At 59.6% G+C, this 24,649-nt stretch carries 23 protein-coding genes and 1 pseudogene; 21 read left to right on the top strand and 3 right to left on the bottom strand.

Going from position 1 to position 24,649, the window contains the following annotated elements; translation table 11 throughout:
* Positions 1 to 2 precede the first annotated feature (2 nt).
* The 7 genes from traF (at position 3) to traD (ending at position 8,790) form a co-directional block, all read left to right on the top strand.
* Complete coding sequence (gene traF / locus QLG07_RS05420; protein ID WP_282468691.1) at positions 3 to 746, top strand: type-F conjugative transfer system pilin assembly protein TraF; 744 nt, start codon at positions 3 to 5, stop codon at positions 744 to 746.
* A gap of 16 nt (positions 747 to 762) precedes the next feature.
* Entirely contained in the window at positions 763 to 1,008 is a 246-nt protein-coding gene (gene traQ, locus QLG07_RS05415) for a type-F conjugative transfer system pilin chaperone TraQ (protein ID WP_282468690.1), read from the top strand.
* Positions 1,005 to 1,553: a type-F conjugative transfer system pilin assembly thiol-disulfide isomerase TrbB gene (gene trbB / locus QLG07_RS05410; protein WP_282468689.1), complete on the top strand. Its 549-nt coding sequence runs from the start codon at positions 1,005 to 1,007 to the stop codon at positions 1,551 to 1,553. Before traQ ends, trbB begins: the two co-directional genes overlap by 4 nt.
* Entirely contained in the window at positions 1,553 to 2,923 is a 1,371-nt protein-coding gene (gene traH, locus QLG07_RS05405; protein ID WP_282468706.1) for a conjugal transfer pilus assembly protein TraH, read from the top strand. The genes trbB and traH overlap by 1 nt, the downstream gene beginning before the upstream one ends.
* On the top strand, positions 2,923 to 5,751 hold the full coding sequence (gene traG, locus QLG07_RS05400) for a conjugal transfer mating-pair stabilization protein TraG (protein WP_282468688.1): 2,829 nt from the start codon (positions 2,923 to 2,925) through the stop codon (positions 5,749 to 5,751). The genes traH and traG overlap by 1 nt, the downstream gene beginning before the upstream one ends.
* 59 nt (positions 5,752 to 5,810) lie before the next feature.
* Entirely contained in the window at positions 5,811 to 6,275 is a 465-nt protein-coding gene (locus QLG07_RS05395; protein ID WP_282468687.1) for a hypothetical protein, read from the top strand.
* Positions 6,276 to 6,588: 313 nt separating this feature from the next.
* Entirely contained in the window at positions 6,589 to 8,790 is a 2,202-nt protein-coding gene (traD, locus tag QLG07_RS05390; protein WP_282468686.1) for a type IV conjugative transfer system coupling protein TraD, read from the top strand.
* Positions 8,791 to 8,798: 8 nt separating this feature from the next.
* Here traD and vapC read toward each other — a convergent pair whose 3' ends face one another.
* Positions 8,799 to 9,197: a tRNA(fMet)-specific endonuclease VapC gene (vapC, locus tag QLG07_RS05385; protein ID WP_048918034.1), complete on the bottom strand. Its 399-nt coding sequence runs from the start codon at positions 9,195 to 9,197 to the stop codon at positions 8,799 to 8,801.
* Positions 9,197 to 9,424: a toxin-antitoxin system antitoxin VapB gene (gene vapB / locus QLG07_RS05380; RefSeq protein WP_282468685.1), complete on the bottom strand. Its 228-nt coding sequence runs from the start codon at positions 9,422 to 9,424 to the stop codon at positions 9,197 to 9,199. Before vapB ends, vapC begins: the two co-directional genes overlap by 1 nt.
* A 116-nt stretch (positions 9,425 to 9,540) precedes the next feature.
* On the opposite strand from vapB, the gene traI reads away from it, so the two are divergent.
* The 14 genes and pseudogenes from traI (at position 9,541) to QLG07_RS05310 (ending at position 23,697) form a co-directional block, all read left to right on the top strand.
* On the top strand, positions 9,541 to 14,790 hold the full coding sequence (gene traI / locus QLG07_RS05375) for a conjugative transfer relaxase/helicase TraI (protein ID WP_282468684.1): 5,250 nt from the start codon (positions 9,541 to 9,543) through the stop codon (positions 14,788 to 14,790).
* Position 14,791: 1 nt separating this feature from the next.
* A complete protein-coding gene (gene traX / locus QLG07_RS05370; RefSeq protein WP_282468683.1) occupies positions 14,792 to 15,529 on the top strand; it encodes a type-F conjugative transfer system pilin acetylase TraX in 738 nt (245 codons plus the stop codon).
* Positions 15,530 to 15,596: 67 nt separating this feature from the next.
* Complete coding sequence (gene finO, locus QLG07_RS05365) at positions 15,597 to 16,271, top strand: fertility inhibition protein FinO (RefSeq protein WP_282468682.1); 675 nt, start codon at positions 15,597 to 15,599, stop codon at positions 16,269 to 16,271.
* Positions 16,272 to 16,627: 356 nt separating this feature from the next.
* Positions 16,628 to 17,245 (top strand): DUF2726 domain-containing protein, encoded by a 618-nt coding sequence (locus QLG07_RS05360; protein ID WP_282468705.1) that lies wholly within the window; start codon positions 16,628 to 16,630, stop codon positions 17,243 to 17,245.
* A gap of 198 nt (positions 17,246 to 17,443) precedes the next feature.
* Positions 17,444 to 18,037: a hypothetical protein gene (locus tag QLG07_RS05355; RefSeq protein WP_282468681.1), complete on the top strand. Its 594-nt coding sequence runs from the start codon at positions 17,444 to 17,446 to the stop codon at positions 18,035 to 18,037.
* A gap of 361 nt (positions 18,038 to 18,398) precedes the next feature.
* A pseudogene (locus QLG07_RS05350) lies at positions 18,399 to 18,500 on the top strand (hypothetical protein); the annotation flags it as partial.
* 130 nt (positions 18,501 to 18,630) lie between these two features.
* A complete protein-coding gene (locus tag QLG07_RS05345; protein WP_222941367.1) occupies positions 18,631 to 19,155 on the top strand; it encodes a phospholipase D family protein in 525 nt (174 codons plus the stop codon).
* Between the two features lie 130 nt (positions 19,156 to 19,285).
* Complete coding sequence (locus QLG07_RS05340) at positions 19,286 to 19,546, top strand: replication regulatory protein RepA (RefSeq protein ID WP_166712764.1); 261 nt, start codon at positions 19,286 to 19,288, stop codon at positions 19,544 to 19,546.
* Between the two features lie 91 nt (positions 19,547 to 19,637).
* Positions 19,638 to 19,841 carry a RepA leader peptide Tap gene (gene tap, locus QLG07_RS24225; RefSeq protein ID WP_321187767.1) on the top strand — a complete coding sequence of 68 codons (204 nt, stop codon included), beginning with the start codon at positions 19,638 to 19,640 and terminating at the stop codon, positions 19,839 to 19,841.
* Positions 19,834 to 20,901: a Replication protein gene (locus QLG07_RS05330; RefSeq protein WP_282468680.1), complete on the top strand. Its 1,068-nt coding sequence runs from the start codon at positions 19,834 to 19,836 to the stop codon at positions 20,899 to 20,901. The genes tap and QLG07_RS05330 overlap by 8 nt, the downstream gene beginning before the upstream one ends.
* Positions 20,902 to 21,795: 894 nt before the next feature.
* Entirely contained in the window at positions 21,796 to 22,392 is a 597-nt protein-coding gene (locus QLG07_RS05325; RefSeq protein ID WP_282468679.1) for a DUF2913 family protein, read from the top strand.
* Between the two features lie 119 nt (positions 22,393 to 22,511).
* The gene (locus QLG07_RS05320) at positions 22,512 to 22,769 is read left to right on the top strand and encodes a hypothetical protein (protein ID WP_282468678.1); all 258 of its coding nucleotides are present in this window, start codon (positions 22,512 to 22,514) and stop codon (positions 22,767 to 22,769) included.
* On the top strand, positions 22,769 to 22,996 hold the full coding sequence (locus QLG07_RS05315; RefSeq protein WP_282468677.1) for a hypothetical protein: 228 nt from the start codon (positions 22,769 to 22,771) through the stop codon (positions 22,994 to 22,996). The genes QLG07_RS05320 and QLG07_RS05315 overlap by 1 nt, the downstream gene beginning before the upstream one ends.
* 89 nt (positions 22,997 to 23,085) lie before the next feature.
* Complete coding sequence (locus QLG07_RS05310; protein ID WP_282468676.1) at positions 23,086 to 23,697, top strand: DUF2913 family protein; 612 nt, start codon at positions 23,086 to 23,088, stop codon at positions 23,695 to 23,697.
* Here the strand turns inward: QLG07_RS05310 and QLG07_RS05305 are convergent.
* A complete protein-coding gene (locus QLG07_RS05305; RefSeq protein WP_282468675.1) occupies positions 23,694 to 24,623 on the bottom strand; it encodes an Rpn family recombination-promoting nuclease/putative transposase in 930 nt (309 codons plus the stop codon). The two genes, QLG07_RS05310 and QLG07_RS05305, sit on opposite strands and share 4 nt — an antisense overlap.
* Positions 24,624 to 24,649: the final 26 nt, after the last annotated feature.

Here is a 24,649-nt window from a genome sequence, read left to right as displayed (position 1 = left end):
ACATGAAAAAACGACTCTCCCTGACGGCGGCCGCGCTGCTGCTCAGCCTGCCGGCGCTGGCGAAGGATGCCGGCTGGCAGTGGTACAACGAAAGCCGCACGCGGCAAACTGAAGACCTCGCGGCGGCTGTGGCACCGCCTGCACAGCCGGACATCATGGGCAAGCTGGCCGCGCTGCAGCAGGCCACAACGCGGGCAAGGTCTGAGGCCATCCTGTACCCGGGCGTGGAAAGCTTCACCCGCTATTTCCGGCTGCAAAATTTCTGGGCGCAGCAGGCCGGGCTGTTCGCCATGAGCGCCAAAAAAGCCATGCTGGCGCATCCCGAGCTGGACTACAACCTGCAGCACAGCCACTACAACGGCACCGTGCGCAACCAGCTGGCGGCCGATTTTGCCGACCAGCGAAGGGCCATTGAGGGACTGGCTCAGCACTACGGGGTGATGTTCTTCTACCGCGGGCAGGATCCGATTGACGGCCAGCTGGTTCAGGTCGTCAAAAACTTCCGCGAGACGTATCACCTCAGCGTCATTCCGGTATCCGTCGACGGCATCGTGAATCCGCTGCTGCCGGATACCCGGATGGACGGGGGGCAGGCGGGCCGGCTGGGTATCCGCCACTTCCCGGCGCTGATGCTGGCCGATCCGAAAAGCGGGACGATCAGACCCGTCTCGTATGGCTTTATCAGCCAGGACGACCTGGCGAAGCAGTTCCTCAACGTTTCCACCGATTTTGCCCCCAACTTCTGACGCAGGGAGCGTACGCATGCGCATATTCCGTTTTCGACTGCCCGGGTTTGACGTGCCCGGATTATGGGTGCTGAGCCTTGGCGCCTGGTTTTACATTGTGTCCCGCCTGGTCCGCCGTGAGCCGGAGATGGCCGTTCTGCTGGCGCAGATAATCGGCGTCTCGATGGCGCTCTGGGGCGGCTACCGCATTATTAACCGCTGGATTGACGACGCCCGTGAGGCTGAAAAAGCGCACGACGCCGGGGAGAAGCAAGCACCATGAACCGTAGACAGACACTTTTTGTCACCACGCTCGCGGCTTTCAGCCTCGCTTCGCAGGCGGCAACGCTCGACGAGGTCAGAACGCTCTGGAACCCGCAGGGGGGGCGCGCGGCTGAAGCCCCGCCCGCCCCGGAGCAAAGCCCGGTGATAAAACCGCGTCCGGCGAAGCCGCCCGTCTGGTACCGGCTGAGCAACGGCCGCCAGGTTAACCTCGCCGACTGGAAGGTGGTGCTGTTTATGCAGGGTCAGTGTCCCTACTGCCACAAATTCGACCCGGTGCTGAAGTCGCTGTCTGAACGCGTGGGATTCGGCGTTATGGCCTACACCATCGACGGTCAGGGAGACGCGTCCTTTCCGGACGCGCTACCCGCACCGCCGGAGGTGATGAAAACCTTCTTCCCCAACCTGCCCGTGGCGACCCCCACCACGTTTCTGGTGAACGTCAACACGCTTGAGGCCCTGCCGCTGCTGCAGGGCGCCACCGACGAACCGGGTTTTATGGCCCGCCTGGATACGGTTCTGCAGATGCGGGGGGCCGGAAAATGATGAATTTATTCAGCCCGCGCACGGTTCTGGGCGGCGTGCTTCTTGCCTGCTCCGCCGCCGCGTGCGCCGATGTGAACAGCGATATGAACAGCTTTTTTAATAAGCTGGGCTTCGACGCCAACACCAGCCAGCCCCAGGTCTGGCAGGGGCAGGCGGCAGGATACGCCTCCGGCGGATCGATGCATGCCCGCACCCAGGTGAAAACCGTACAGCTGGTCTCGATGACGCTGCCCGACATTAACGCCGGATGCGGGGGTATCGACGCCTACCTGGGCTCGTTCAGCTTCATCAACAGCGAGCAGCTGCAGCGATTTGCCAAGCAGATCATGTCAAACTCGGCCGGTTACTTCTTTGACCTTGCCCTGCAGACCACGGTGCCGGAAATCAAGACTGCAAAAGACTTCCTGCAGAAGATGGCCAGCGACATTAACAGCATGAATCTCAGCTCCTGCCAGGCCGCGCAGGGCATTGTGGGCGGGCTGTTCCCGCGCACGCAGGTTTCCCAGCAGAAGGTCTGCCAGGACATCTCGGGGGAGAGCAATATGTTTGCCGACTGGGCGGCATCCCGGCAGGGCTGCACGGTGGGGGGCAGCATGGATAAGGTGCGTGATAAGGCCAGTGATAAGGATAAAGAGCGCATAACGAAGAATATCAACGTCATCTGGAATGCGCTCGGCAAGAACCGCATGTTTGACGGAAATAAAGAGCTGAAGGAGTTCATCATGACCCTGACCGGCACGATGGTCTTTGACGAGAAGGGGAACATCACCCCGCTTCCGGCAAGGACGACCGACCGCGACCTTATCCGGGCCATGATGGAGGGCGGCACGGCACGGGTGTACCACTGCAACGACAGCGACAAGTGCCTGAAGGTGGTTGCCGATGCCAGCGTCACGATAAGCCAGAAAAACGCCCTCAAAAACCAGATCAAAGACATCCTCGCCGGCATTCAGAACAAGGCCGTGACCGATGAGAAGCTCACCGAAAAAGAGAAGGGCTTCATCACCAGTACCACGATCCCGGTTTTCAAATACCTGATTGACCCGCAGATGCTGGGCGTGTCGAACAGCCTGGTGTATCAGCTGACCGACTACATCGGCTACGACATCCTGCTGCAGTACATTCAGGAGCTGGTTCAGCAGGCGCGGGCGATGGTGGCCACGGGTAACTATGACCCGGCCGTGATGGAGGCCATCAACAACAACCTTAACGAAGCGACCCGCCAGATAGCGTCCTTCCAGACGCAGGTCCAGGTCCAGCAGGATGCGCTGCTGGTTGTGGACAGGCAGATGAGCTACATGCGCCAGCAGGTCTCGGCCCGCATGCTGCAGCGCTACCAGAATAATTACCACTTCGGGGGAGCGCGCTGATGCAGGAAATCTACGTCATTGCCGGCGGTGACTGGCTGCGGGGAACCCTCAACGCCATCGTCACCTTCATGAACGGCAGCAGCTGGGCAACGGTACAGCGCATGGCGATCGCGTTTTCAGTGCTCCTGGTCGCGGTGAACTGGATACGCCGCCACAACGTGATGGATATGTTGGGCTGGGCCGGAGTGCTGGTGCTGATGTCGCTGCTGGTCGGGGTGCGTACGCCGGTGCAGATAGTGGACAACAGCGACCTGACGCGGGTTTACCAGGTGGACAACGTCCCGGTCGGGCTGGCGCTGCCGGCGTCCCTGACCACGAAAATCGGCTATGCCCTTGTGCAGGGCTATGAGATGGTGTTTTCGCAGCCCGACAGCGTGACCTACAGCAAGACCGGGATGATATTTGGGGCGAATCTGGTGTCGCGCAGCACCGACTTTCTGTCGCAGAATCCGGAAATCACCACGCTTTTCACCGACTACGTTCAGAACTGCGTGATGGGCGATATTTTCCTGAACAGGAAATACAGCATGGAGGACCTGATGAACAGCCCCGATCCGTACACGCTGATTTTCTCAAAGCCCAGCCCGCTGCGGGGCGTGTTTAACGACAAAAATCAGTTCCTGACCTGCGAAGAGGCGGCCAGCGTTATCAAACCGAAGCTGGCGCTCGATACCCAGACCGGCGGAAAGACCTGGAGTTACTACGTGCGCCAGGCGTTTGGTGGCCGTCCGAATCCGGATGCGCTGTTCAGCCAGATGGTGGGCGACAGCTACAGCTACTTCTACGGGGCGGGGCAGAGCGCCGCGCAAATCATGCGTCAGAACGTCACCATGAATGCGGTACGCAACGGCATCATGAGCTACGCGGCCCGCAACGGTGACACCTCAAGCCTGCTGAACATTTCCACCACCTCGTCGATGGAAAAACAGCGGCTGGCGCATGCCACCGTCGGACAGGTGGCGCTGCGCTCCCTGCCGATGTCGCAGACGCTGATTGTGGGGCTGACGATAGGCCTGTTCCCGCTGATGGTATTGGGCGGGATGTTCAATGCGGTGACCCTGAACGTGCTCAAAGGCTACGTGCTGGCCATCATGTGGGTGCAGAGCTGGCCGCTGCTGTATGCCATCCTGAACAGCTGCATGACGTTTTACGCCAAAGCCAACGGCTCGCCGGTAGTGCTGTCCGAACTCTCGCAGGTGCAGATTAAATATTCCGACCTCGCCACCACGGCAGGCTACCTGTCGATGCTCATTCCGTCGCTGGCGTGGGGCATGCTCAAAGGACTGGGCGCAGGGTTCTCAAATCTCTACAGTCACCTGGCCTCTTCGTCCATCAGTCCTGCGGCCACAGCCGCCTCTGGCGCTGTGGATGGCAACTATTCGTATGCCAACATGCAGACCGAGAACGTGAGCGGCTATAACTGGAACACCAACAGCTCAACGGTGTTTGGGCAAATGAGTCAGCAGCTGGGGAATGGGGCAATGACGACCCGCACCCGGGGCGGCGACACGGTGCTGGACAGCTCGGGGGCCATGTCCAGACTGCCGGTGGATATCAACGTATCGCGCCAGATAGCGAGTGCGCAGCAGCAGATGGCCCGTGAGTCTGAGTCTCAGGCGCAGACGGCAATGAGCGGGTTTAACAGCAGCATCAGCAGTGCCTGGAATACCCTGCAGCAGTATACCGGCCAGAGTGGCAACAGCAGCACGATGACCCGGGGAGCGGACAGCTCGCAGGGCGGGCAATCGTCCATGATGGCGAGCAAAATGCGCAGCGCCGTAGAAAGCTATGCCAAAGCCAACAACATCAGCGAAGACCAGGCCACGCAGGAGCTGGCTCAGTCTTCTGTTAATACATCAGCAGGACTGCATGCATCACTTACTGGCAGGGCAAGTGGTGGATTTAAAGTTTTAGGTACTGGCGCTACTGTTGAAGTAGCAGCTGGAGGGAAAGCAAGCATAGATGGTATAGATCAAGACAGCCATTCAGCAAGCTCAGGAACGCGTGCCAGTCAGGACGCCCGCCACGATGCCAGCGCCCAGGCGGTGTCTGACTTCAAGCAGGGGATGGACTATTTCACCAGCCAGAAAACCAGCGAATCCGGCAGCCACAGCCAGAACAATGCCGATTCGCGGGTAGACCAGCTGGCGGCGTCGCTCAGCAGCGCGAAAAGCAGCTACGCGCAGTACAGTGATGCGCATACCCGCAGCCAGGAATATGCGGAAATGGCCTCACGTACCGAAACTATGTCCGGGCAGATGAGCGAGAATCTTACCCAGCAGTTTGCTAACTTCGTGGCGAAACGCGCGCCGGAGAATGCCGAAGAGATCCTGACCAATACCGGCTCACCGGAAGTCGCAGCGCAGCGTTCTGCGCTGGCGCGGGAATTTGTGAATGAGCAGGTAGCACCTGTCGTGGATGCGCATTATGTCAGTGCCAGAGATGCTGCTGGCAGCGGGATGGGAGCTGTTTCTGGAGGAGGCAATGCCGATGCGGTCCGGGCAGATTATGCGAGCCACAGCCAGGAAGTTGACCGCCATGCGTCCAGTGCTGGCATCGCTAATGACGTTGGTGATAAAGTAGACACAATGATAAGCGGAAATAAAAATTCACAGGCGGAAACCCGTCACAATATAGATGGACAGTCAGGCGAAATCAGCGCACGGCAGGACAGCCTGAAAGAGAATCACGCTGAAGTGCGAGCAACACAGAATAAAATATATTCTGACGAGAAAGAAAAGCAAAATTTAATCTCGGGTGCAGCTACGCAGGAAGAACTAACTCAGCGAGCACGAGAAATGCAGGATAAATTTAAAAAGAAAAAATGAGGTGCATGATGCTTACACAAAAAGTCATCCGACAGGAAATAGATGAACTTAGGAGGGTTATGAGCAATGACACCCTCACTATCCCTAGTCTTTGGGAATGTGCAAAACCGGGGGTTTTGATCCTGTTATGGATGTTTTTATGCCCATTAATAGCTTTCAGTATAAGTGGTGGCGGCTTTGAAAGTACGCTATTCGCAGTAGGTTTTAGCTCTTTTATTGGTGTAATTATGTTGTTCGGCGTAATGAATGCTAGAGGTTTTATCCTTGCAATTCCTAAATCGTTTCGCGAAAAGTCGAAGATTGTCAACATATTTAAAAACAAGATAAAAGTGTATGCGTTGCTGTATATGATTTTGAACATGGCATTTTGCGTATTGGTAGTGTTCTGGGGAGTGAAGGCATTGCTATATGCAATGGCAATGATTTTCCTATCTGTTGTGTTGGTTTTTTCCTTTAATGCGGACGTTTCTCGCTATCAACTCTCGGCATTCACCGAGATCGTGAAAGCCTTTAAAGCACAATAACAGCACCCTGCCTGCTGGGTCGACCAGGTCCCCCGGCAGGCAATCCCCAGCTGCTTTGATCACAACCCAATCGCTTAACTGACCATGCCTTTTACCCTAGACGCTGAACGACTGTGCAAATCCTTTGTGCAGCCGTGAAGCGTTGCCGGCACAGCCGGAATTCGTGGTCGAATTAAACCGGAACATGCTCCCGGGCTTCACCGGGGCCAGCATTCGGTTTTGTCGGGATAAGTAATCGCAGCGCCAGTGATGCTTATCAGCACTGCAGTGAATTTAATTTCTTTAATCCTCACTTTCATTCCGGACGAATATTATGAGTTTTAATGCCAAGGATATGACCCAGGGCGGTCAGATCGCGAGCATGCGCATCCGTATGTTCAGCCAGATCGCCAACATCATTATTTACTGTCTCGTTATTCTCTTTGCCATCATTGTCGTCCTGACCTTCTGGGTGAAGCTCTCCTGGCAGACGTTTGTGAACGGCATGCTGTATTACTGGTGCCAGACGCTGTCGCCGATGCGCGATATCCTTAAATCCCAGCCGGTCTATACCGTGCGCTATTACGGGAAGGAGCTTAAGTACAACGCGTTTGAGGTACTGCAGGATAAATACCTCGTCTGGTGTGCGGGGCAGGTCTGGGCCACTTTCCTGCTGGCTGCCGTCATCGGCGCCGTGGTCTGCGTGGTGACGTTCTTTACCGCCACCTGGGTGCTGGGCCACCGGGGCAGGCAGCAGAGCGAGGATGAAACCACCGGAGGGCGTGAGCTGAGCGATGAGCCTGAACGCGTGGCGAAAATGCTCAAACGCGACGGTGTGGCCTCCGATATCAAAATTGGCGAGCTTCCGCTCATTAAGGACTCGGAGATCCAGAATTTCTGCCTCCACGGTACCGTCGGTTCCGGGAAGTCCGAGGTTATCCGCCGCCTGATGAACTATGCCCGCCAGCGCGGCGACATGGTTATCGTTTACGACCGCTCCTGCGAGTTCGTTAAAAGCTACTACGACCCGGCAACGGATAAAATCCTCAATCCGATGGATGCCCGCTGCGCGGCCTGGGATTTATGGCGGGAGTGCCTGACGCAGCCCGACTTCGACAACGTGTCCAACACGCTTATCCCGATGGGCACGAAGGAAGACCCCTTCTGGCAGGGCTCAGGGCGCACCATCTTTGCCGAGGCTGCCTATCTGATGCGCAACGATAAGGACCGCAGCTACAGCAAGCTGGTCGACACGCTGCTCTCCATTAAAATTGAGAAGCTGCGCTCGTATCTGAAAAACTCCCCGGCAGCGAACCTGGTGGAAGAGAAAATCGAGAAAACGGCCATCTCCATCCGTGCCGTGCTGACTAACTACGTCAAGGCCATCCGCTACCTGCAGGGCATCGAGAACAACGGCGAGCCGTTCACCATCCGCGACTGGATGCGCGGCGTGCGTGAGGATGGCAAAAACGGCTGGCTTTTCATCTCCTCCAACGCTGACACCCATGCGTCGCTGAAGCCGGTTATCTCCATGTGGCTCTCCATTGCCATCCGGGGCCTGCTGGCAATGGGAGAGAACCGGAACCGCAGAGTGTGGATTTTTGCCGACGAGCTGCCGACCCTGCACAAGCTGCCGGACCTGGTTGAGATCCTGCCGGAGGCGCGTAAGTTCGGCGGCTGCTACGTCATCGGCATTCAGTCCTACGCCCAGCTGGAAGATATTTACGGGCAAAAGCCGGCCGAGACGCTGTTCGACGTGCTGAACACCCGAGCCTTCTTCCGCTCGCCGTCGCGTAACATTGCGGATTTCGCCGCCGGTGAAATCGGTGAGAAAGAAATTCTTAAAGCGTCAGAGCAGTATTCCTACGGTGTGGATCCGGTACGTGACGGCACCTCGGTCGGCAAGGACATGGAGCGCGTCACCCTGGTGAGCTACTCCGACATCCAGACGCTGCCTGACCTCTCCTGTTACATCACGCTTCCCGGACCCTATCCTGCCGTGAAGATGGCGCTGAAGTACCAGCCACGCCCGAAGGTGGCGCCGGAATTTATTCCGCGTCCCCTGGACGAACAGGCGGATGCACGCCTGAGCCTGGCCCTGGCCGCACGCGAAGACGAATCACGCAGCATCGCCATGCTCTTCGAACCGGATGCAGATGTTATCGCGCCAGAGGCCGGTGCAGAGCTTACTGGCCAGCCGCAGCCGCAGCCGATACAGCAACCTCAGCAACCGTCTCCGATGACCCGCACCGCCGACGCTGCAACGGCTTCGGCAGCCGTCGCAGATTCGTCCGGCACCGGCACCGGCACCGGCACCGGCGGCGTGGAGGCGGAGCTGAAGACTAAGGCGGAAGAGGCTGAGCAGCTGCCGCCCGGCATCAGTGAGAGCGGTGAAATGGTGGATATGGCGGCGTGGGAGGAATGGCAGGCGGAGCAGGATGAGCTGTCTCCCGCGGAGCGACAGCGTCGGGAAGAAGTGAACATCAACGTTTACCGAGGGCCTGAAAAGGACCTTGAGCCGGGAGGGTATATCTGATGCTCAGATCAGCACCAGTCTTCAGTACGTATACCCGGAATACGCTCGAACTCGCGGATGTTGTTTGTGACAACTATCAGCCCGCGGCTTCGTGCATGCCCCGCAATCATCTGGTCGTATGGCCCCACGGGCGTTCCCTTACGGGCCAGGTCGGCGCGGATTTGACCACTATGTATCGCAGCCTGAGCGTCATAGTCCAGGACTTCAAGACGGGAGACAAATCCCTCAACTACGGCAAGATTGCGCTCCGGGGCCTGGCTTTTTTCCGCACCGTATATCAGCTCCATCAGGGTGATGGAGCTGATGCACATTCTGGACGTGTTAAGGTTGAAGCGTTCTCTGACGTGTTCAGGCTTGTTCTTGATAGTAAAAATGCAGATGTTGGTATCAAGCATGAATTTCAGCATCAGAAACCTTCTCTTTCCTGCTCCGGGGGCTGTTCCCTGCTGCTCATGAAATCGGCGCTGACGCATTCATCATTGAACCAGCTATCCCAGCTTTCTCCGGCTGGCGTAATGAGCCTGCTTCTGCCAACGGCAATAACCTCGACGTGTTTCACGCCCGCCGGAAAGGAAATTGATTTAGGCAATCTGACGGCCTGGGTCCGGTTACTCAGGAAAAGTGTTGTATACATGACAGCCCCTTACTTTGGATATACGCATTGTATATACATTATGGGGCGGCAGGGCGTGTCTGTCAAAAAGGTATACGTTCGGTTTCTGACGGTGGCAGTCGGGGAGGGAACATCTGATGATGAGCATCGGCTCGGTTAAATCCGCCGGCAGCGCGGGTAATTACTACACCGACAAAGACAACTACTACGTCATCGGCAGTATGGGGGAGCGCTGGGCCGGAAAGGGCGCTGAAGCGCTGGGGCTCTGCGGCGGGGTGGACCAGAAGGTCTTTACGAAGGTTCTGGAGGGACGCCTGCCGGACGGCAGCGACCTCAGCCGGACTCAGGACGGCACCAATAAGCACCGCCCGGGCTACGACCTGACCTTCTCCGCGCCCAAAAGTATCTCGGTGATGGCGATGCTCGGTGGCGATAAGCGTCTTATTGAGGCTCACAACCGCGCGGTGGAAACCGCCCTTAAGCAGGTGGAGGCGATGGCCTCCACGCGGGTAATGACAGAGGGTAAGAGTGAGACGCAGCTCACCGGCAATCTGGTGATGGCGCTGTTCAACCACGACACCAGCCGCGACCAGGAGCCGCAGCTGCATACCCACGCCGTGGTGGCCAACGTGACCAGGCAGGGTGACGAGTGGCGCACGCTCAGCACCGATACGGTGGGTAAAACCGGATTTATCGAGAACGTCTACGCAAACCAGATAGCCTTTGGCCGCCTGTACCGTGCCGCGCTGAAGGATGACGTCACGGCGATGGGGTATGAGACGCAGACGGTCGGTAAACACGGCATGTGGGAGCTCAGGGACGTCCCCACAGCGCCCTTCTCAAGCCGCAGCAAGGCCATTCAGGCGGCGGTCGGGGAGGATGCGTCCCTCAAATCCCGCGACGTGGCGGCGCTCGATACCCGCCAGTCCAAACAGAAGGTGGACCCCGAACAGCGCCTGGTGGAGTGGATGCAGACGTTGAAGGAGACCGGATTTGATATCCGGGCATACCGTGCGGCGGCAGACCAGCGCGTGCAGAAAGGAGACGTTTCCGTTACCGCCGCTGAGACGCCTGACGCCGGTGCCTCCGTCGGGCGGTCAGTCGCGATGCTGAGCGACCGGCGGGCGCGGTTCACGTACTCCGAATTGCTGGCCACCACGATCTGGCAGCTGCCCGCGCAGGCGGGCATGGTGGAAATGGCGCGTGAAGGCATCGATGCCGCGATACAGAACGGGCAGCTTATCCCGCTGGACAGAGAGAAGGGGCTGTTCACCTCGAACATCCACGTACTGGACGAGCTGTCGGTGTCGGCCATTACCCGTGACCTGCAGCGGACGGGGCAGGCGGACGTTTATCCGGGTAAGGGCGTGCCCCGCAGCCGGCCATACGGCGACGCCGTGAGCGTGCTGGCGCAGGATCGTCCCCCGGTGGCCATCATTTCGGGTCAGGGCGGGGCGGCCGGCCAGCGTGAGCGCGTGGCGGAGCTGGCCATGATGGCGCACGAGCAGGGGCGTGACGTGCAGATTATCGCCGCCGACAGGCGTTCGCGCAGCGCCCTTATGCAGGATGAGCGCCTCAGCGGTGAGTATATCACCGACAGGCGGGGACTGACGGAGGGCATGATTTTTACGCCCGGCAGCACGCTGATTGTCGACCAGGGTGAAAAGCTGACCCTGAAGGAGACGCTGACGCTGCTCGACGGCGCGCTGCGCCACAACGTCCAGCTGCTGATTGCCGACAGCGGCCAGCGCACCGGGACCGGCAGCGCCCTGACCGTGATGAAAGAGGCCGGGGTAAACACGCTGGCGTGGCAGGGCGGTGAGAGGACGCAGGTCTCGGTTATCAGCGAGCCCGACCGGCGGCAGCGCTATGACCGCCTGGCCGAGGACTTTGCGCGCAGCGTCCGCGCCGGGGAGCAGAGCGTGGCGCAGGTCGCCGGGCCGCGCGAGCAGGCGGTGCTGGCAGGCATTGTCCGCGAGGCGCTTAAGGCGGAAAAGGTGCTGGGCGGGCGTGAGGTCAGTATCACCACGCTGGAGCCGGTCTGGCTCGACAGCCGCCATCAGCAGGTGCGCGACCACTACCGGGAGGGGATGGTCATGGAGCGCTGGGACGGTGAAGCGCGCACCCGGGAGCGATTCGTCATTGACCGCGTGACGGGCCGCAACAACAGCCTGACGCTGCGCAACGCGCAGGGGGAGACGCAGGTGACGCGCCTGTCTGAGCTCAACAGCAGCTGGTCGCTGTACCGCACCGGCACGCTGCAGGTGGCCGAAGGCGACCGCCTGGCGGTGCTGGGTCAGGCGCAGGGGACGCGGCTGAAGGGGGGCGATACGGTGACCGTCAGGGCGCACGGGGAGGCGGGGCTCGTCGTCAGCCTGCTAGGGCGTAAGGCGGACGTGGTCCTGCCCGCCGGCGACGGTCCGTTTACGGCGGCGAAGGTGGGCCAGGGCTGGGTGGAATCACCGGGCCGCTCTGTGAGCGACAGCGCCACGGTCTTTGCCTCGCTGTCGCAGCGCGAGCTGGATAACACCACGCTGAACAAACTGGCGCTCAGCGGTCCGCAGGTGCGTCTTTATTCCGCGCAGACGGCTCAGAAGACGACGGAGAAGCTGTCGCGGCAGTCCGCCTGGAGCATCGTGTCTGAACAGATTAAGGATGCGGCCGGGCGCGGGCGTCTCGGGGATGCCCTGGCGCACCAGAAGGCCAGCCTGCACACGCCGGCGCAGCAGGCTGTCCATCTGGCCATTCCGTCACTGGAAGGCAACGGCCTGGCGTTCACCAGGCCACAGCTGATGGCCGCCGCGAAAGACTTTGCGCAGGGCAGCCTCAGCCTGCAGGCCATCGAAAAGGAGGCGGAACGTCAGGTGCGCAGCGGCGAGCTGCTGTCGGTGCCGGTATCGCAGGGAAACGGCCTGCAGCTGCTGGTCTCCCGGCAGTCTTATAATGCCGAAAAAAGCATCATCCGGCACGTCCTTGAGGGAAAAGAGGCCGTCCCCCCGCTGATGGCAGGGGTGCCGGACGCGCAGCTGGCGGGGCTGACTGACGGACAGCGCAACGCCACGCGCATGATACTTGGGTCCACCGACCGCTTTACCCTGGTACAGGGCTACGCGGGGGTGGGTAAGACCACCCAGTTCCGGGCGGTCATGTCGGCCCTCGGTACGCTCCCGGCCGAGCAGCAGCCCCGCGTTATCGGCGTGGCCCCCACCCACCGGGCGGTGAGTGAAATGCGCGACGCCGGCGTGCCGGAATCGCAGACGCTGGCGGCCTTTATTCACGACACGCAGCAGCTGCTGCGCGGCGGCGAGCGTCCTGACTTCAGCAACGTGCTCTTCCTGGTGGATGAAAGCTCGATGGTCGGCAACGCCGACATGGCGAAAGCTTACGGTCTGATTGCCGGAGGCGGCGGTCGTGCGGTCTCCAGCGGCGATACCGACCAGCTGCAGTCCATCGCCCCCGGCCAGCCCTTCCGCCTGCTGCAAAAGCACAGCGCCATCGACGTGGCGGTGATGCAGGAGATTGTGCGCCAGACCCCTGAGCTGAAGCCCGCCGTCTACAGCCTGATTAACCGCGACACCGGCAGCGCCCTGACGACCATTGAGCGCGTGGCGCCGGCACAGGTGCCGCGTCAGGCAGGTGCATGGCAGCCGGACAGCTCCGTCATGGAGTTCAGCCGCGAACGGGAGCATGCCATAGCGCAGGCGGTGGCATCCGGTGACCTGACGCCCGGGGCGCAGCCGGCAACCTTGCTGGAGGCCATCGTGAAGGACTATGCCGGGCGTACGCCAGAGGCGCAGGCGCAGACCCTCGTTATCACGGCCCTGAACGCCGACCGCCGCCAGGTGAACGCGATGGTCCATGATGCCCGTCGTAATGCCGGGGAGGTGGGTGAAAAAGAGGTCACGCTGCCGGTGCTGACGCCCGCGAATATCCGCGACGGCGAGCTGCGGCGCATGGAGACGTGGGAGGCATCCCGCGACAGTCTGGTCCTGCTGGACCGCACGTATTACAACATTGAGGCGCTGGACAGGGATGCTCACCTGGTGACGCTGAAGGATGCGCAGGGCAACACCCGCAGCCTGTCGCCCGCGCAGGCGGCGACGGAGGGCGTCACGCTCTACCGTCAGGACGCCATAGCCGTGTCGGAAGGCGACCGGATGCGCTTTTCGAAAAGCGATAACGAACGGGGCTTCGTGGCCAACAGCGTCTGGTCGGTCAGTGAGATAAAAGGTGACAGCGTCACGCTAACCGACGGCAGGCAGACCCGCACGGTTAACCCGGCGGCGGAGCGCGCGGAGCAGCATATCGATCTGGCCTACGCCGTCACCGTCAACGGATCTCAGGGGGCGAGCGAGCCGTTCTCCATCTCACTGCAGGGTACGGAGGGCGGACGCAGGCAGATGGTGAGCTTTGAGTCGGCCTACGTGGCGCTGAGCCGCATGAAGCAGCACGCCCAGGTCTACACCGACAACCGGGAGAAGTGGGTGGCCGCGATGGAGAAGTCGCAGGCGAAAAGCACGGCGCATGACATTCTGGAACCCCGCGGGGACCGGGCCGTCAGCAGTGCCGGACGCCTGATGGGCACCGCAAAGCCGCTGGGCGAGGTGGCGGCCGGACGGGCAGTACTGCGCCAGGCCGGACTGTCGCCGGACGCGTCAATGGCGCGCTTCATCTCGCCGGGCCGAAAATATCCACAGCCCCACGTGGCGCTGCCGGCCTTTGACGGTAACGGAAAGCCGGCGGGCATCTGGCTGAGCGTGCTGATGCCCGGTGAGGGTGACGTGCGGGGGCTGACGGATAAAGGCCGCGTAATGGGCAGTGAGGAGGCCGCGTTTGCCGGCCTGCAGATGAGCCGCAATGGGGAGTCGCTGCTGGCGCCCGATATGCCGACGGCGGTGAAGCTGGCGCGGGAAAATCCGGACAGCGGGGTGGTGGTACGGCTGCCCGGCGGAGAGGGGCGCCCCTGGAACCCCGGTGCCATTACCGGGGGGCGGATCTGGTCAGACGGCGTTCCCGACGATGTGGTCACCGGTACGCAACGCGGCGAAACGCTGCCGCCGGAGGTGCTGGTGCAGCAGTCCCGGGAGGCTGAGGCACAGCGGGAGCTGGATAAGCGCGCAGAAGAGGCGGTCCGCGAGATGGCCCGCAGCGGCGACGGGCCAGCCGCCGGGGCTGAGGTCGCCGTGCAGGATGTGGTGCGGGATATGGACCGGGTGAAAGAAATGCCGCCATCCCCTGTCATGCTGCCGGATGCGCCGGAAGAGCGCCGTAGGGATGAGGCGGTGTCTCAGGTGGTGCACGAGAGCGCGCAGCGGGACCGCCTGCAGCAGATGGAGCGCGAGACGGTGCGCGTCCCTGAGCGTGAAAAGACCCTGGGAGGCGACTGAAATGCGGGCTGAAAACCATCCGTTATTCCCCCTGGTTGTGGTGGCCGACTGCTGGCTGCAGCGTCTGCTCATCTGGACGCCGGGGCAGGCTGACCTGATTAAAACCGTGGCGCTGCTCCTGATGGTGGGAGACCACCTCAGCATGCTGTGCGGGCTCAATAACGACTCGCTTCGCCTGGCCGGGCGGGGAGCGTTTCCGCTGTTCGGCCTGGTGTGGGCCATAAACCTTGCCCGGCGTCCGCACATTCAGCAGCGCGCCCTGAACCGGCTCTGGATATGGGCGGGGGTGGCGCAGGGTGGATGGATACTGGCGGGACTGCGCCCGGACCTGGGCAATATCCTGTTTACCTTCGCGGTCAGCGGTCAGGCGCTGGCGCTGATGCAGCGGCACGGACCCCGCATCTGGCCTCTGCCACTGATGCTGGTACTGGCCTGGCTTCCTTTCTCGGGCGGCAGCTATGGCCCTGCCGGCGTCATGATGCTGCTGCTGGCCTGCGGGGTCTGCATGACGGGGCGGCGCACGACGCGCACGGGGCTGGCATGCTGTCTCGCGCTGGCCATGCTGGCGCTCAACGCTGCGGACGGCGCGGCCCTTGCCATAGCGGGGCTGGTGATACCCGGCATAGTCCTGACGGTGCTGAGCCGCACCTGCAGTCGGGTCACGCGTTTCTGGCCACGGGAGTTCTTCCCGCTGTTCTACGCCGCGCACCTCGCCGTTATCGGACTGATAGCGATGTGATATCAGCCGGTTCAGGATAAGGTAGAGTAGTGCGATAACGATGAAACAGACGTATCCGGAGGAAAAAATGAAAGAGCAGGGGCGCCCAACGCTGACGCTGCGCCGTAAAGCGGCACCTGAAGGTCAGGGCAGCGGTAATGACGGCGGTGAGGAGCGACAGGCGGGGACGGTCAGCGTAAGGCGCAGAAAGACCGTCGTGGTAAACGCCGCGCCGGCCAGAAGGGGTAAGCCGCAGGTTGCGGATGAGAAGGCGCTGCAGGCGCAGGAGAAAGCAGCCCTGAAAGCGGAGAGGACCCGTCAGTGGGCGGAGGAGCAGGCGAGGGGGTGCGCGGCGATGAAGGCTGAACGGCACAGGCCTGCACCAGAGCCTGTGTACCGCAAGGTGATGCCGCTTGCGGACGCGCTCGCGCTCCTGGGGAACTGCTGGCCCGCCCTGGTGATGGAGGGTAAACCGCAGCTTCTGGCGGTCGGTATCCGGGAGGCGATGCTGGCAGATATTCGCGAGCGCGGGCTGGGTATCTCCGGGAAGGCGCTGAAGCGCTGCCTGTCGGCGATAACCCGCTCAGAGGTATACCTCGATGCGATGACGGCGGGTGCCTGGCGTAAAAACCTTGCCGGGGAGCCGGTTGCACAGGTGGGAGTGGACGAAGCGGCCTGCGCTGCGGAGCGTAAGGCACAGGAAAGCAGGAAGCGACAGCGCAGGGCGACCAGGGAGAAAGCCGCCTGCGGGGTGACGAGCTAAGCGCGAGAACAGCACCACTCAGACCGGAAGAAAACGACGGAATATAACGATTTCTGTCGTTTTCGTTGCCCTCCACCGAATGAATACAATCAAACCTGCTCATGGATGTTTCGTTATGCCGGTTATGAAGCAGGTAGGTATTAAATATCTGGAAGAGCTGGTTTTTTATTGCCAATTTAGACCTGCACCATGTCTGCTTTGGGCTTATATATAAATAACGTCATTATTATCACCAGCTCAACCAGAGTAACAATTGAAGGGGTGTGTGGTTAATATGCGCGGAAAATTACGAATGCGAAAGGGAGAGGGAATAAAATGGTGAAGATAACGATTGAATATCAGGAGGGAGCGTAATGATGAATGCCGGTGCAGTGTTGTTTTTTGTATCCCTGCTGATACTGGCGTCCCTGCTGACCCGCGTACTGCCAGTAAGGCGGCCACGGTCTCCGCTTATCAGGCGGCTGAAGGAGGCGGGCATCAGGCCGGGGGATACCGAAAACCTGATGGCCAGCGGCGTTTTCTGGGAGCGCCAGGCGCAGCTGATGACCGACCGGGAGGTGCATTTTATGCAGGGGCTTCTCCGGACGGTGGACATGAATCGGTGGTATCTGTGCCCGCAGGTCAGGGTGGCTGATATCGTGCAGATTACGCCGCGCGTCAGGGGCCGGAGCCGGACGTGGTGGAAGCTTTTTCACATGGCGGCACGGTGGCACTGTGACGTGGTTATTGTAGACCGCAGGACGTTTCGCGTAGTGGCCGCCGTGGAGCTCGATGATGCGTCCCACCTGAAGAAGAGTCGCCGCAGGCGTGACATTCTGCTGGACGAGGTCATGCGCCAGGCTGGCCTGCCGCTGCTTCGAAGCCGCGATGCCCGTGAGCTGCAGGGAATGATACGGGACTTTCTGGCGGCGTACGCGGCTGAGGCCGGAATATCCGGTGAGTCAGATGCCGTCACTCAGCAAGGGGCGGGCTGAATGATTAAATTAAGGTGCGCTTAAATTACTTCCTGCCCGTTTCAGCCCGGAAACAGAAATTTTCCACGAAGAAATGACGATTTAAAACTTACTACTATAAGCCAACTTAGTTTCAGCCATGAACTTATGCTGGTGCTTTTAATTACTACCCGTCGAAAATCAAGTTTGAACTTCAGTTTTAAAATGAAAAGGTGATATATGAAATTAACGGAATATACCGTAATGGTGTTTTTCTGCTGTCTGATATTCCTGTTTGCCTTTCTGGCAATAAGCAGCGTTCAGTCTGAGGGGGGCGGATTGAAAACATATGTGCTGATGAGCATGCCGTTATTTCTCTGGATGATTTATCAGTGCGTTACTGTGATGACTGAAAAGGCCCGCACCCGTGAAAGCGATGAGGTCACCTTCATGAGGATGGCGGAGCAGGTACGGCAATATGAAAAAACAGAGCGCGTGGCCGGTGGCCGCCGGCTCCTGAAAGGCATTCTTGAGTGTCGCGAGGTGGCACGGGCGATAAGGCAACCCGAGTGTGAAGACGCATCCCTGACGCTGAGCCGGGTGGCTTACATTGAGCGGCTGATGAATGCCCTGGTTCCTGGTCTGTGCAGGAAAATGCCGGAAGGTGAGATACAGATGTGGATGCGGATGCTGAACGAACCGGCCCCTGGTGAAGGCGCTGCAGGTGAGCGCCGCAACGAAAGACCCGCCACTCAGGGCGGGTCGGGGGAGGAGAGAGAGGGATTGCGCCTGGTATCCGGAGATGCGGAGTGGGTGGAAGGAGGTAAATCATGAGTTTCTTCAGCTACTTCCGTCTCCGCGCCGCGCAGCAGGTGCTGTGCGTCTCTTACAGCGTGCCGGGGGCGCTATTCCTGACGACGGCGTTCTCGTCATTCGGTACGTGGTCCGTTTCGTTGTTCTGGGCATGCCTTACGGCATTGATGGTGCTCACATGGGGCGGGCTGGCGCTGTACACACGGGAGACTGACCGGGTTCGTAAGCTTGCTGCCTCGCGGGAGGCCACCATCCGCAAAGGTGAATGTGTCGTTGTGGCCAGGATGAAGGCGTATGAGAAGGCACAGCTGATGTGGGAGGTGCTGCAGGACGATGATGTTGTCCGCCGTCAGCTGCAGGCGTGGGGGCGCTGCATCATGCGTTACCCGAACCGCCGGACGATGGCGGCTGGTTTCTGGGCTCAGTCCATGATACCGACGACGGGCCTGTCTGCTACTGGTTCCGCAATACCATAAGGGCCTGACGCCTCCGCCAGGCGTCGTTGTCCAACCCCGGCCAGCGGGAGAAAACGAGTTTCTCCCACTGCCGGCGTTTCTGAATAAATCAGTGAAGGAAATAATGTGAAAATTAACCGTACATTCGGCAGATGGTGTCTGTCCGCACTGGTTACTCTGAACCTTTGTTTAACCGCGCCGATCGTTTATGCCGCGAGCACAGAGGCCGGGTTTTCCCCGGAAGGAACTGCCCTGCAGCTGGTTCTGAAAACCATTACGACCGCACAACATGAAATACGCCTGATGGGCTATTCCTTCACGTCGCCGGAGGTTGTCCGTTCGCTCATTGCCGCAAAACGGCGTGGTGTGGACGTCAGGGTGGTGCTGGACTGGAAAGCCAACGCCGGAAAGAATAACAGCGCAGGCAGAGCTGCCATGAACCTGCTGGCCGGTGCGGGTATCCCGGTTCGTACAGCGGATGCGTGGAAAATTCTTCACGACAAAGTGATTATCGCTGATGGCCGTAACACCCAGGTGGGCTCTTTCAACTATTCCCGGGCAGCAGACCGCTCGAACTCGGAGAATGTACTCGTGGTGTGGGACGACCCGGTAGTCGCATCGAAATATCTGAAGCACTGGGGTTCCCGCTGGGCGCAGGGAACGGATTGGAAACAGACGTACTGACATCCCAGGAAACGATCTTGAAACGTAAACCGTGCGCCAACACAGGTTACGTTCATAAAGTAAGTCGCTGATTTAAGGAATTTGTAGTACTCTCTGCAAAGATCCTGATTTGATCCTTGAGGAGGCATAGATGTCGCAGGTTGAAAATGCAGTAACTTCCTCATCGAAAGAAAAGCGTTCTTACCGAAAAGGTAATCCGATGACTGCTTCTGAAAAGCAGTTAGCGGCTGTAGCCCGAAAGCGGATTACACACAAAGAAGTAAAAGTCTTTATACGTAACCCTCTTAAAGATCGCATGATTGCACTGTGTGATCAGGAAGGAATAACTCAGGCCCAGTTCATTGAAAAACTCATCGAGCGGGAACTTAGTGAACAGGGGCTGCTGAAGTAAAGGCTTTACTTTTTGATGTTCAATGTTAGATTACTGATCGTCTGAAGAATTTTGGCTGGCCACGCCGTAAGGTGGCAGGGAACTAGTTCTGATGAGGTGTCTACCCGGAACCAGAAAAGCAAAAACCCCGATAATCTCTCTAATCTTGGCGGGTCAGGAGATTAACGGGGCCTACTTAAACTGTATAGAAGCTGTTGCTCTATGCAGGGAGTATAGTTTTATGCTCAGAAAACTGCAATACCTTCTGTGCTACCAGCTCCTTCCGTGCAACATAAGCGCAGGAAGGTGTGACTGAACGCATCCTTACAATTTCTCCGACCGGAGCGTCCATTGCTTCTGCCGGTGCTTACCGTCCTTCCCGCCGCGGCGAGTCCAACTCGCTGCGCAGGGGCCAGTCGAAGACGCACCGTAATCATCAGCCTGAATTCAATGGAAAAACCCCACGCGGCATGGCGTCAAAGGTCGTGGCTTGCATCCGCCATCACGACTGGTGCCGCAATGCCGACCTGATAGCCCTGCGTCAGAAGGGGTACACCCCCTACAGCCGCATGTTCGACCGCACGTTTCGCCCAAAGCCGATGCGCATCACCGCACGCTCCGAGAGCCGCGAGGCCCTGAGCGCCCTGTCTCTGGTGCTGGCCGCAAACTGCGACTACAGCCCGGACAGTGAGTACATGTTTGAAGTGATGCTTCCGGTTGAGGACATGGCGCGCCGCATGGGCGTTCTTCACGTTTACGAGAGCGGCCGCAAGGCTTACGACGTGCTGCTGAACGCGCTGCGCGTGCTGGAGCAGCTGGACTACGTGGTGGTTCACCGCGACCGCGATGCGGACTCCGGCCAGAACAAGCCGATGCGCATCTTCCTGACCGAATCCTTCTTTACCTCGCGCGGCATGTCCCTGGAGGACATCCGGACCTGGCTGCACAGGTACCGCCAGTGGGCGGTAGCCTCGGGCATCGCCGAGTCCCTGCGCGACAAGTACGCCCGTCACCAGCTCAAAATGGCCCGCCTGGGCATCAATATCGACGGCCATCACTCCCTGAAGAACCGCCTGAAGAAAATAAAGCGCTGGGTGGTCAGCCCCGAACTGCGCGCCGAAAAGGAGCGCGTGACCTCCGACATCGAGCGCGCGCTGGACGGCCACGCCGCGAACCTGCGGCAGCTGCGCCCGGCTAAGGGCAGCGACCGCTACCGGAACGCCTGGCGCCGCTACGCCGCGGGCGGCGAGCTGACCATGGCCGTGCAGATGAAGCTGGAGCAGTCCGTCAGGGCGGAGCATCCGCAGCTGAACGTGACGGACGCCGAGAAATACTACCGTCTGCTGCTGGAGCGAGCCGGCGTCCCGCTGCCGTAATATCCGCCGTACATCCACCACGCCTCCCTCCCCGCGGCCTCCGCGCGTCGTATGCTGGTATTTCCGGATGCCCGGCAGGAGCACCCCTGCGCGCAATCCGGCCAGAACCCCTCCCTGACGTCCTTTTTCCGCCCGTTTCCGCCTTCACCTGCATCGGTATCGCCACGACAACTCGACAGGCTCACCATTAACTTCGAACAGCACGACCAACTTCACACCTGAGCCTGATTAGCTTCGAAACCCCCTCAGCAGGTACCGTTAACTTCGAACGTTACTTCTGAACAAAACATGCTTTCTAAAGAAAGAGTACCCGGAGCCTGCTGCGCAAGGCTTCAGGGTAGCTCTCTTCGCTCTGCTCAGAGCAAAACACCCCACCGGTCTGAAAACCCTCACGTCTGGTCAGAAAGACAGAAATAGCTCCCCGGAAAAGACCCCCGGGGCAGAAGAAAAGGGGCAGGCGTGACGCACCGCACTCACGCCACATCAGCCCAGCTGCAAAGCCGCGCCGCCCCGGGCCAGAGGCCCGGAACCGTGTGGCTTTGATGCCGGGTGTTGTAACTATCTGATTTATCGCTTTGGAAGGTGTCGCTGAAGCTCTCTTTTGTCTCCGACCGGCAGGCTTCTTCGTCGCTGTAAGAACGCTGCTTAAGGGCGTCTGGCAGGGAAGGGTTGGGTTTGTGGCACCGTGAGGCCCGTAACCGGCTTCGCCGGGCTGACGGCGCCCGGTGGCATCCGTGCCGTCCTTAACCGCATATGGCGCCTCCATGCCGCTGACGCGGCATCCGGTGAGGGGCTGCGCACTGCTCGCCCCTCTGCAGGCAGCCGGGTTTTCAGGTTCCCGGTTCACGTTTACAATTACCTGAAAGCACTCTGATTAACCGAAAGGACGAATGAATGGATAACGGAAACCTCAGCGCCAGCCACCTCGCCTGGTGCGGACTGGTGGCCCTGCAGAACGCCCGCGCTGACGGAGAGGTCAGCTCGCCGGCGCAGGAAAACCTGTTTCTGGTCAGGTGGCTGGCGCTGGCGGAAAAACAGCGCAGGTTCAGCAGGGAGCTGGCCAGCGACATCAGCTGGCTGCTGAAGGAGGGAAGGGGAAAGGGCGTGCATGCCGACCTGCCCGGCAAGCTGAACTACCTCTGGCGCGCCGGCAGTGGCAGCCTGGAGGCGCAGAACGACCTTTACCGCCTGCAGCATGCGCTGAACGCGGTGAGGATGACAGGGTGGGTGTACATGGTCCTGTCGGAGAAGGAGTGGAGCGGGCGCAACAGGATACGCCTGAATCCCGCCGTGTCGGGAATCTACATTAACCGGGCAGCCCTGGAAAACGGGTTTGATGACGGGGGAAAACAGCGTTACCCGCTTCCCGCGCGCATCAGCGGGAACCTCGCCGGGCTGGACGTGCTGCTGAAGCGTTCGGGGTGGTGTCGTGAGCCGGTGAACGGCGATGACCCGATGCTCCACAACCTGCTGGCCCTGCCAGAGCACTGAAGGGCGCTGACGCGCATGGGAAAACATCCGGCCACCGCTGATATTCTTACGCTGGACCTCAAAGCACGGACAGGCTTATTATCCGAACACAGACCGGCGGTGACGGACAGGGGGAAGTCATGAAGGATGACAATTTTGACGACGACAGCCACAAGATAACCGGAGACTGGTTATCACTGGAGTCCAGCTTTATGGTGGGCGAACTCTGCTTCAGGATGATGGCGCGGGGCGAAGCCCCTCTGCGTGCAGCGCTTACGTCCACGCTTAAAGAGGCGCTGGCATCGGAGCAGAACTCTGCAGGTCCGGGTGCACTTTCACTGCAGCTGGCCATTAAACAGCTGGAAACAGGACCGGCGAACGGAAAGCCGGAGCACTGATGACGGATTTTGACCGTACTCCTGACAGCTGGCACATGGCGTGCTGCCTTCTGGGAAGCTGTTGCTTCAGGATTGCACTGCGCGGTGACGAAACATCGGCTCCTGCACTGCTTGCGGAGCTGAAAAAGCTGGAGGCCGTCTTTTCAGGTTTGCCCGGCGGCGAGTATCTGCCGCTGCGCCTCGCCATTGAGCAGGTGGAGATGGCGGTCGCCGGTGAGGGAGGCTGAAGTCGCTCGCGCCTGACCTGCTAATGACGTAACGGAATTTTGACGGTTCCCGGGTAGAACCCCATATTTTATACAGGGAGTTAGCCAACGTGGCTGTGACAGAAAAATCGGGCCATCTGGCATGGTGCGCGCTGGTAGCGCTTGCACTTGCCAGACAGGATGGTGGCGTTCTTTCGCCGGCGCAGGAAAACCTCTTTATCACCCGATGGCTGGCGGCTGCGCTGAAGCAGCGTCGTTTCTCGCGTGATGTTACACCTGATATCGAATGGCTGCTGAAACAGGGGCGCCAGCTGGGCGTAGGCGCGAAGCTGGCCAGCAAACTGAATTACCTCTGGCGCTCCTGCACCGGCGAACTGTCTGAGCAAAACGATCTGTTCCGGCTGACCTATGCGCTGGAAACGGCGAAAGATATGCTCTGGAACTACCGTCTGCTGAGCGACAGGGAGTGGTCAGGCAGATATGCTGTGGAACTCAGTGCCAGCGTGAACGGTATTTACCTGTCACGCACCCGCCTCGATGTCGCTTTTGACGAAAATGGCAGGCAGATAAACCCGCTGACAGCACATCTGACGGGCAACGTTGATGACGTGGTGGCGCTGCTTAACGAGTGTGGCTGGCAGGCAGCGTCAGCACAGGATGACTCCCTGCCTCACCAGTTTACGCTGATAGCCAGACAGGGAGTGTCAGAAAAGGATGATTAGTGGCGGAGTTGCGCCAGGTCGTCTTCAGTCAGACCTGTCATTTTTATGACGGAACTGCGGTCAATGCCGTTCTGCAGCATGGTAAGGGCTATTTTCAGGGTTGCCTGGCGCTCCCCCTCCTTAAGGCCGCGTTGTTCACCGAGCTGAATGCCCTTCTCGATGCCCTTCTGTTCAAGCTGTTGTGCGATGGTCATAAGTGCGTCTCCGTGTTGCGGCACACGCTGTGCCAGCTCGCGTACAAAGGCTTCAGCGTCGGATGTTTCGCCAGCCTGTACGATATAGTGTACCAGCGAAATCACCTGCGATGAAGACAGGTAACCGGCCAGTAAAATGGGCGCCAGTCGTTCAACCAGTTCTGCCAGGTCCCGGTGGTGAATATGTTTCTGCAGCAGGGTCAGGGCAGCCATGCTGCGGTGGTCTGCGATTTCGTCATCAGGAATGACGGTAACGTCAACCAGCGGGAAGGCACCACCGTAGAGTCGGCCTGCCAGCTCCGGGTCGTCAAACTCATCCAGCCACCGGGTGGAGTAGGGATACGGGCTGCGTTTACCCGCATAGAACAGCACCGGTATCACCAGGGGCAGCTTTTTATGCCCGGCCTCCAGGTGACGCTGCATGGCCGCCACCGCGTAGCGTATCAGACGAAAAGCCATGTGCCTGTCGGGCGAAGACTGATGCTCGATGAGCACGTGAACGTAGCCATCACCGGCAGCAGTTTTCAGGCTGTAAAGAACATCGCTGAAGTACTGGCGGAGATCGTCCTCGACGAACGAGCCGGATTCGAGCTTCAGCGTGCTGAGATCGCAGATGGCGCGCAGTTCTGCGGGCAGGTGGAGTTCCATAAAATCACGGGCAATATCCGGCTGAGTCAGAAACTGCCGGAATGTGGCGTCATGGGGTGTTTGTGTGCTGTTCTTCTTTTTCATTGGCTGATAGCCTGTGTCTATTACTT

Source organism: Erwinia sp. V90_4 (assembly GCF_029967685.1).
In the GTDB taxonomy this organism is placed as follows: Bacteria; Pseudomonadota; Gammaproteobacteria; order Enterobacterales; family Enterobacteriaceae; genus Erwinia; species Erwinia aphidicola.
This window is presented reverse-complemented; position numbering and strand designations above follow the sequence as displayed.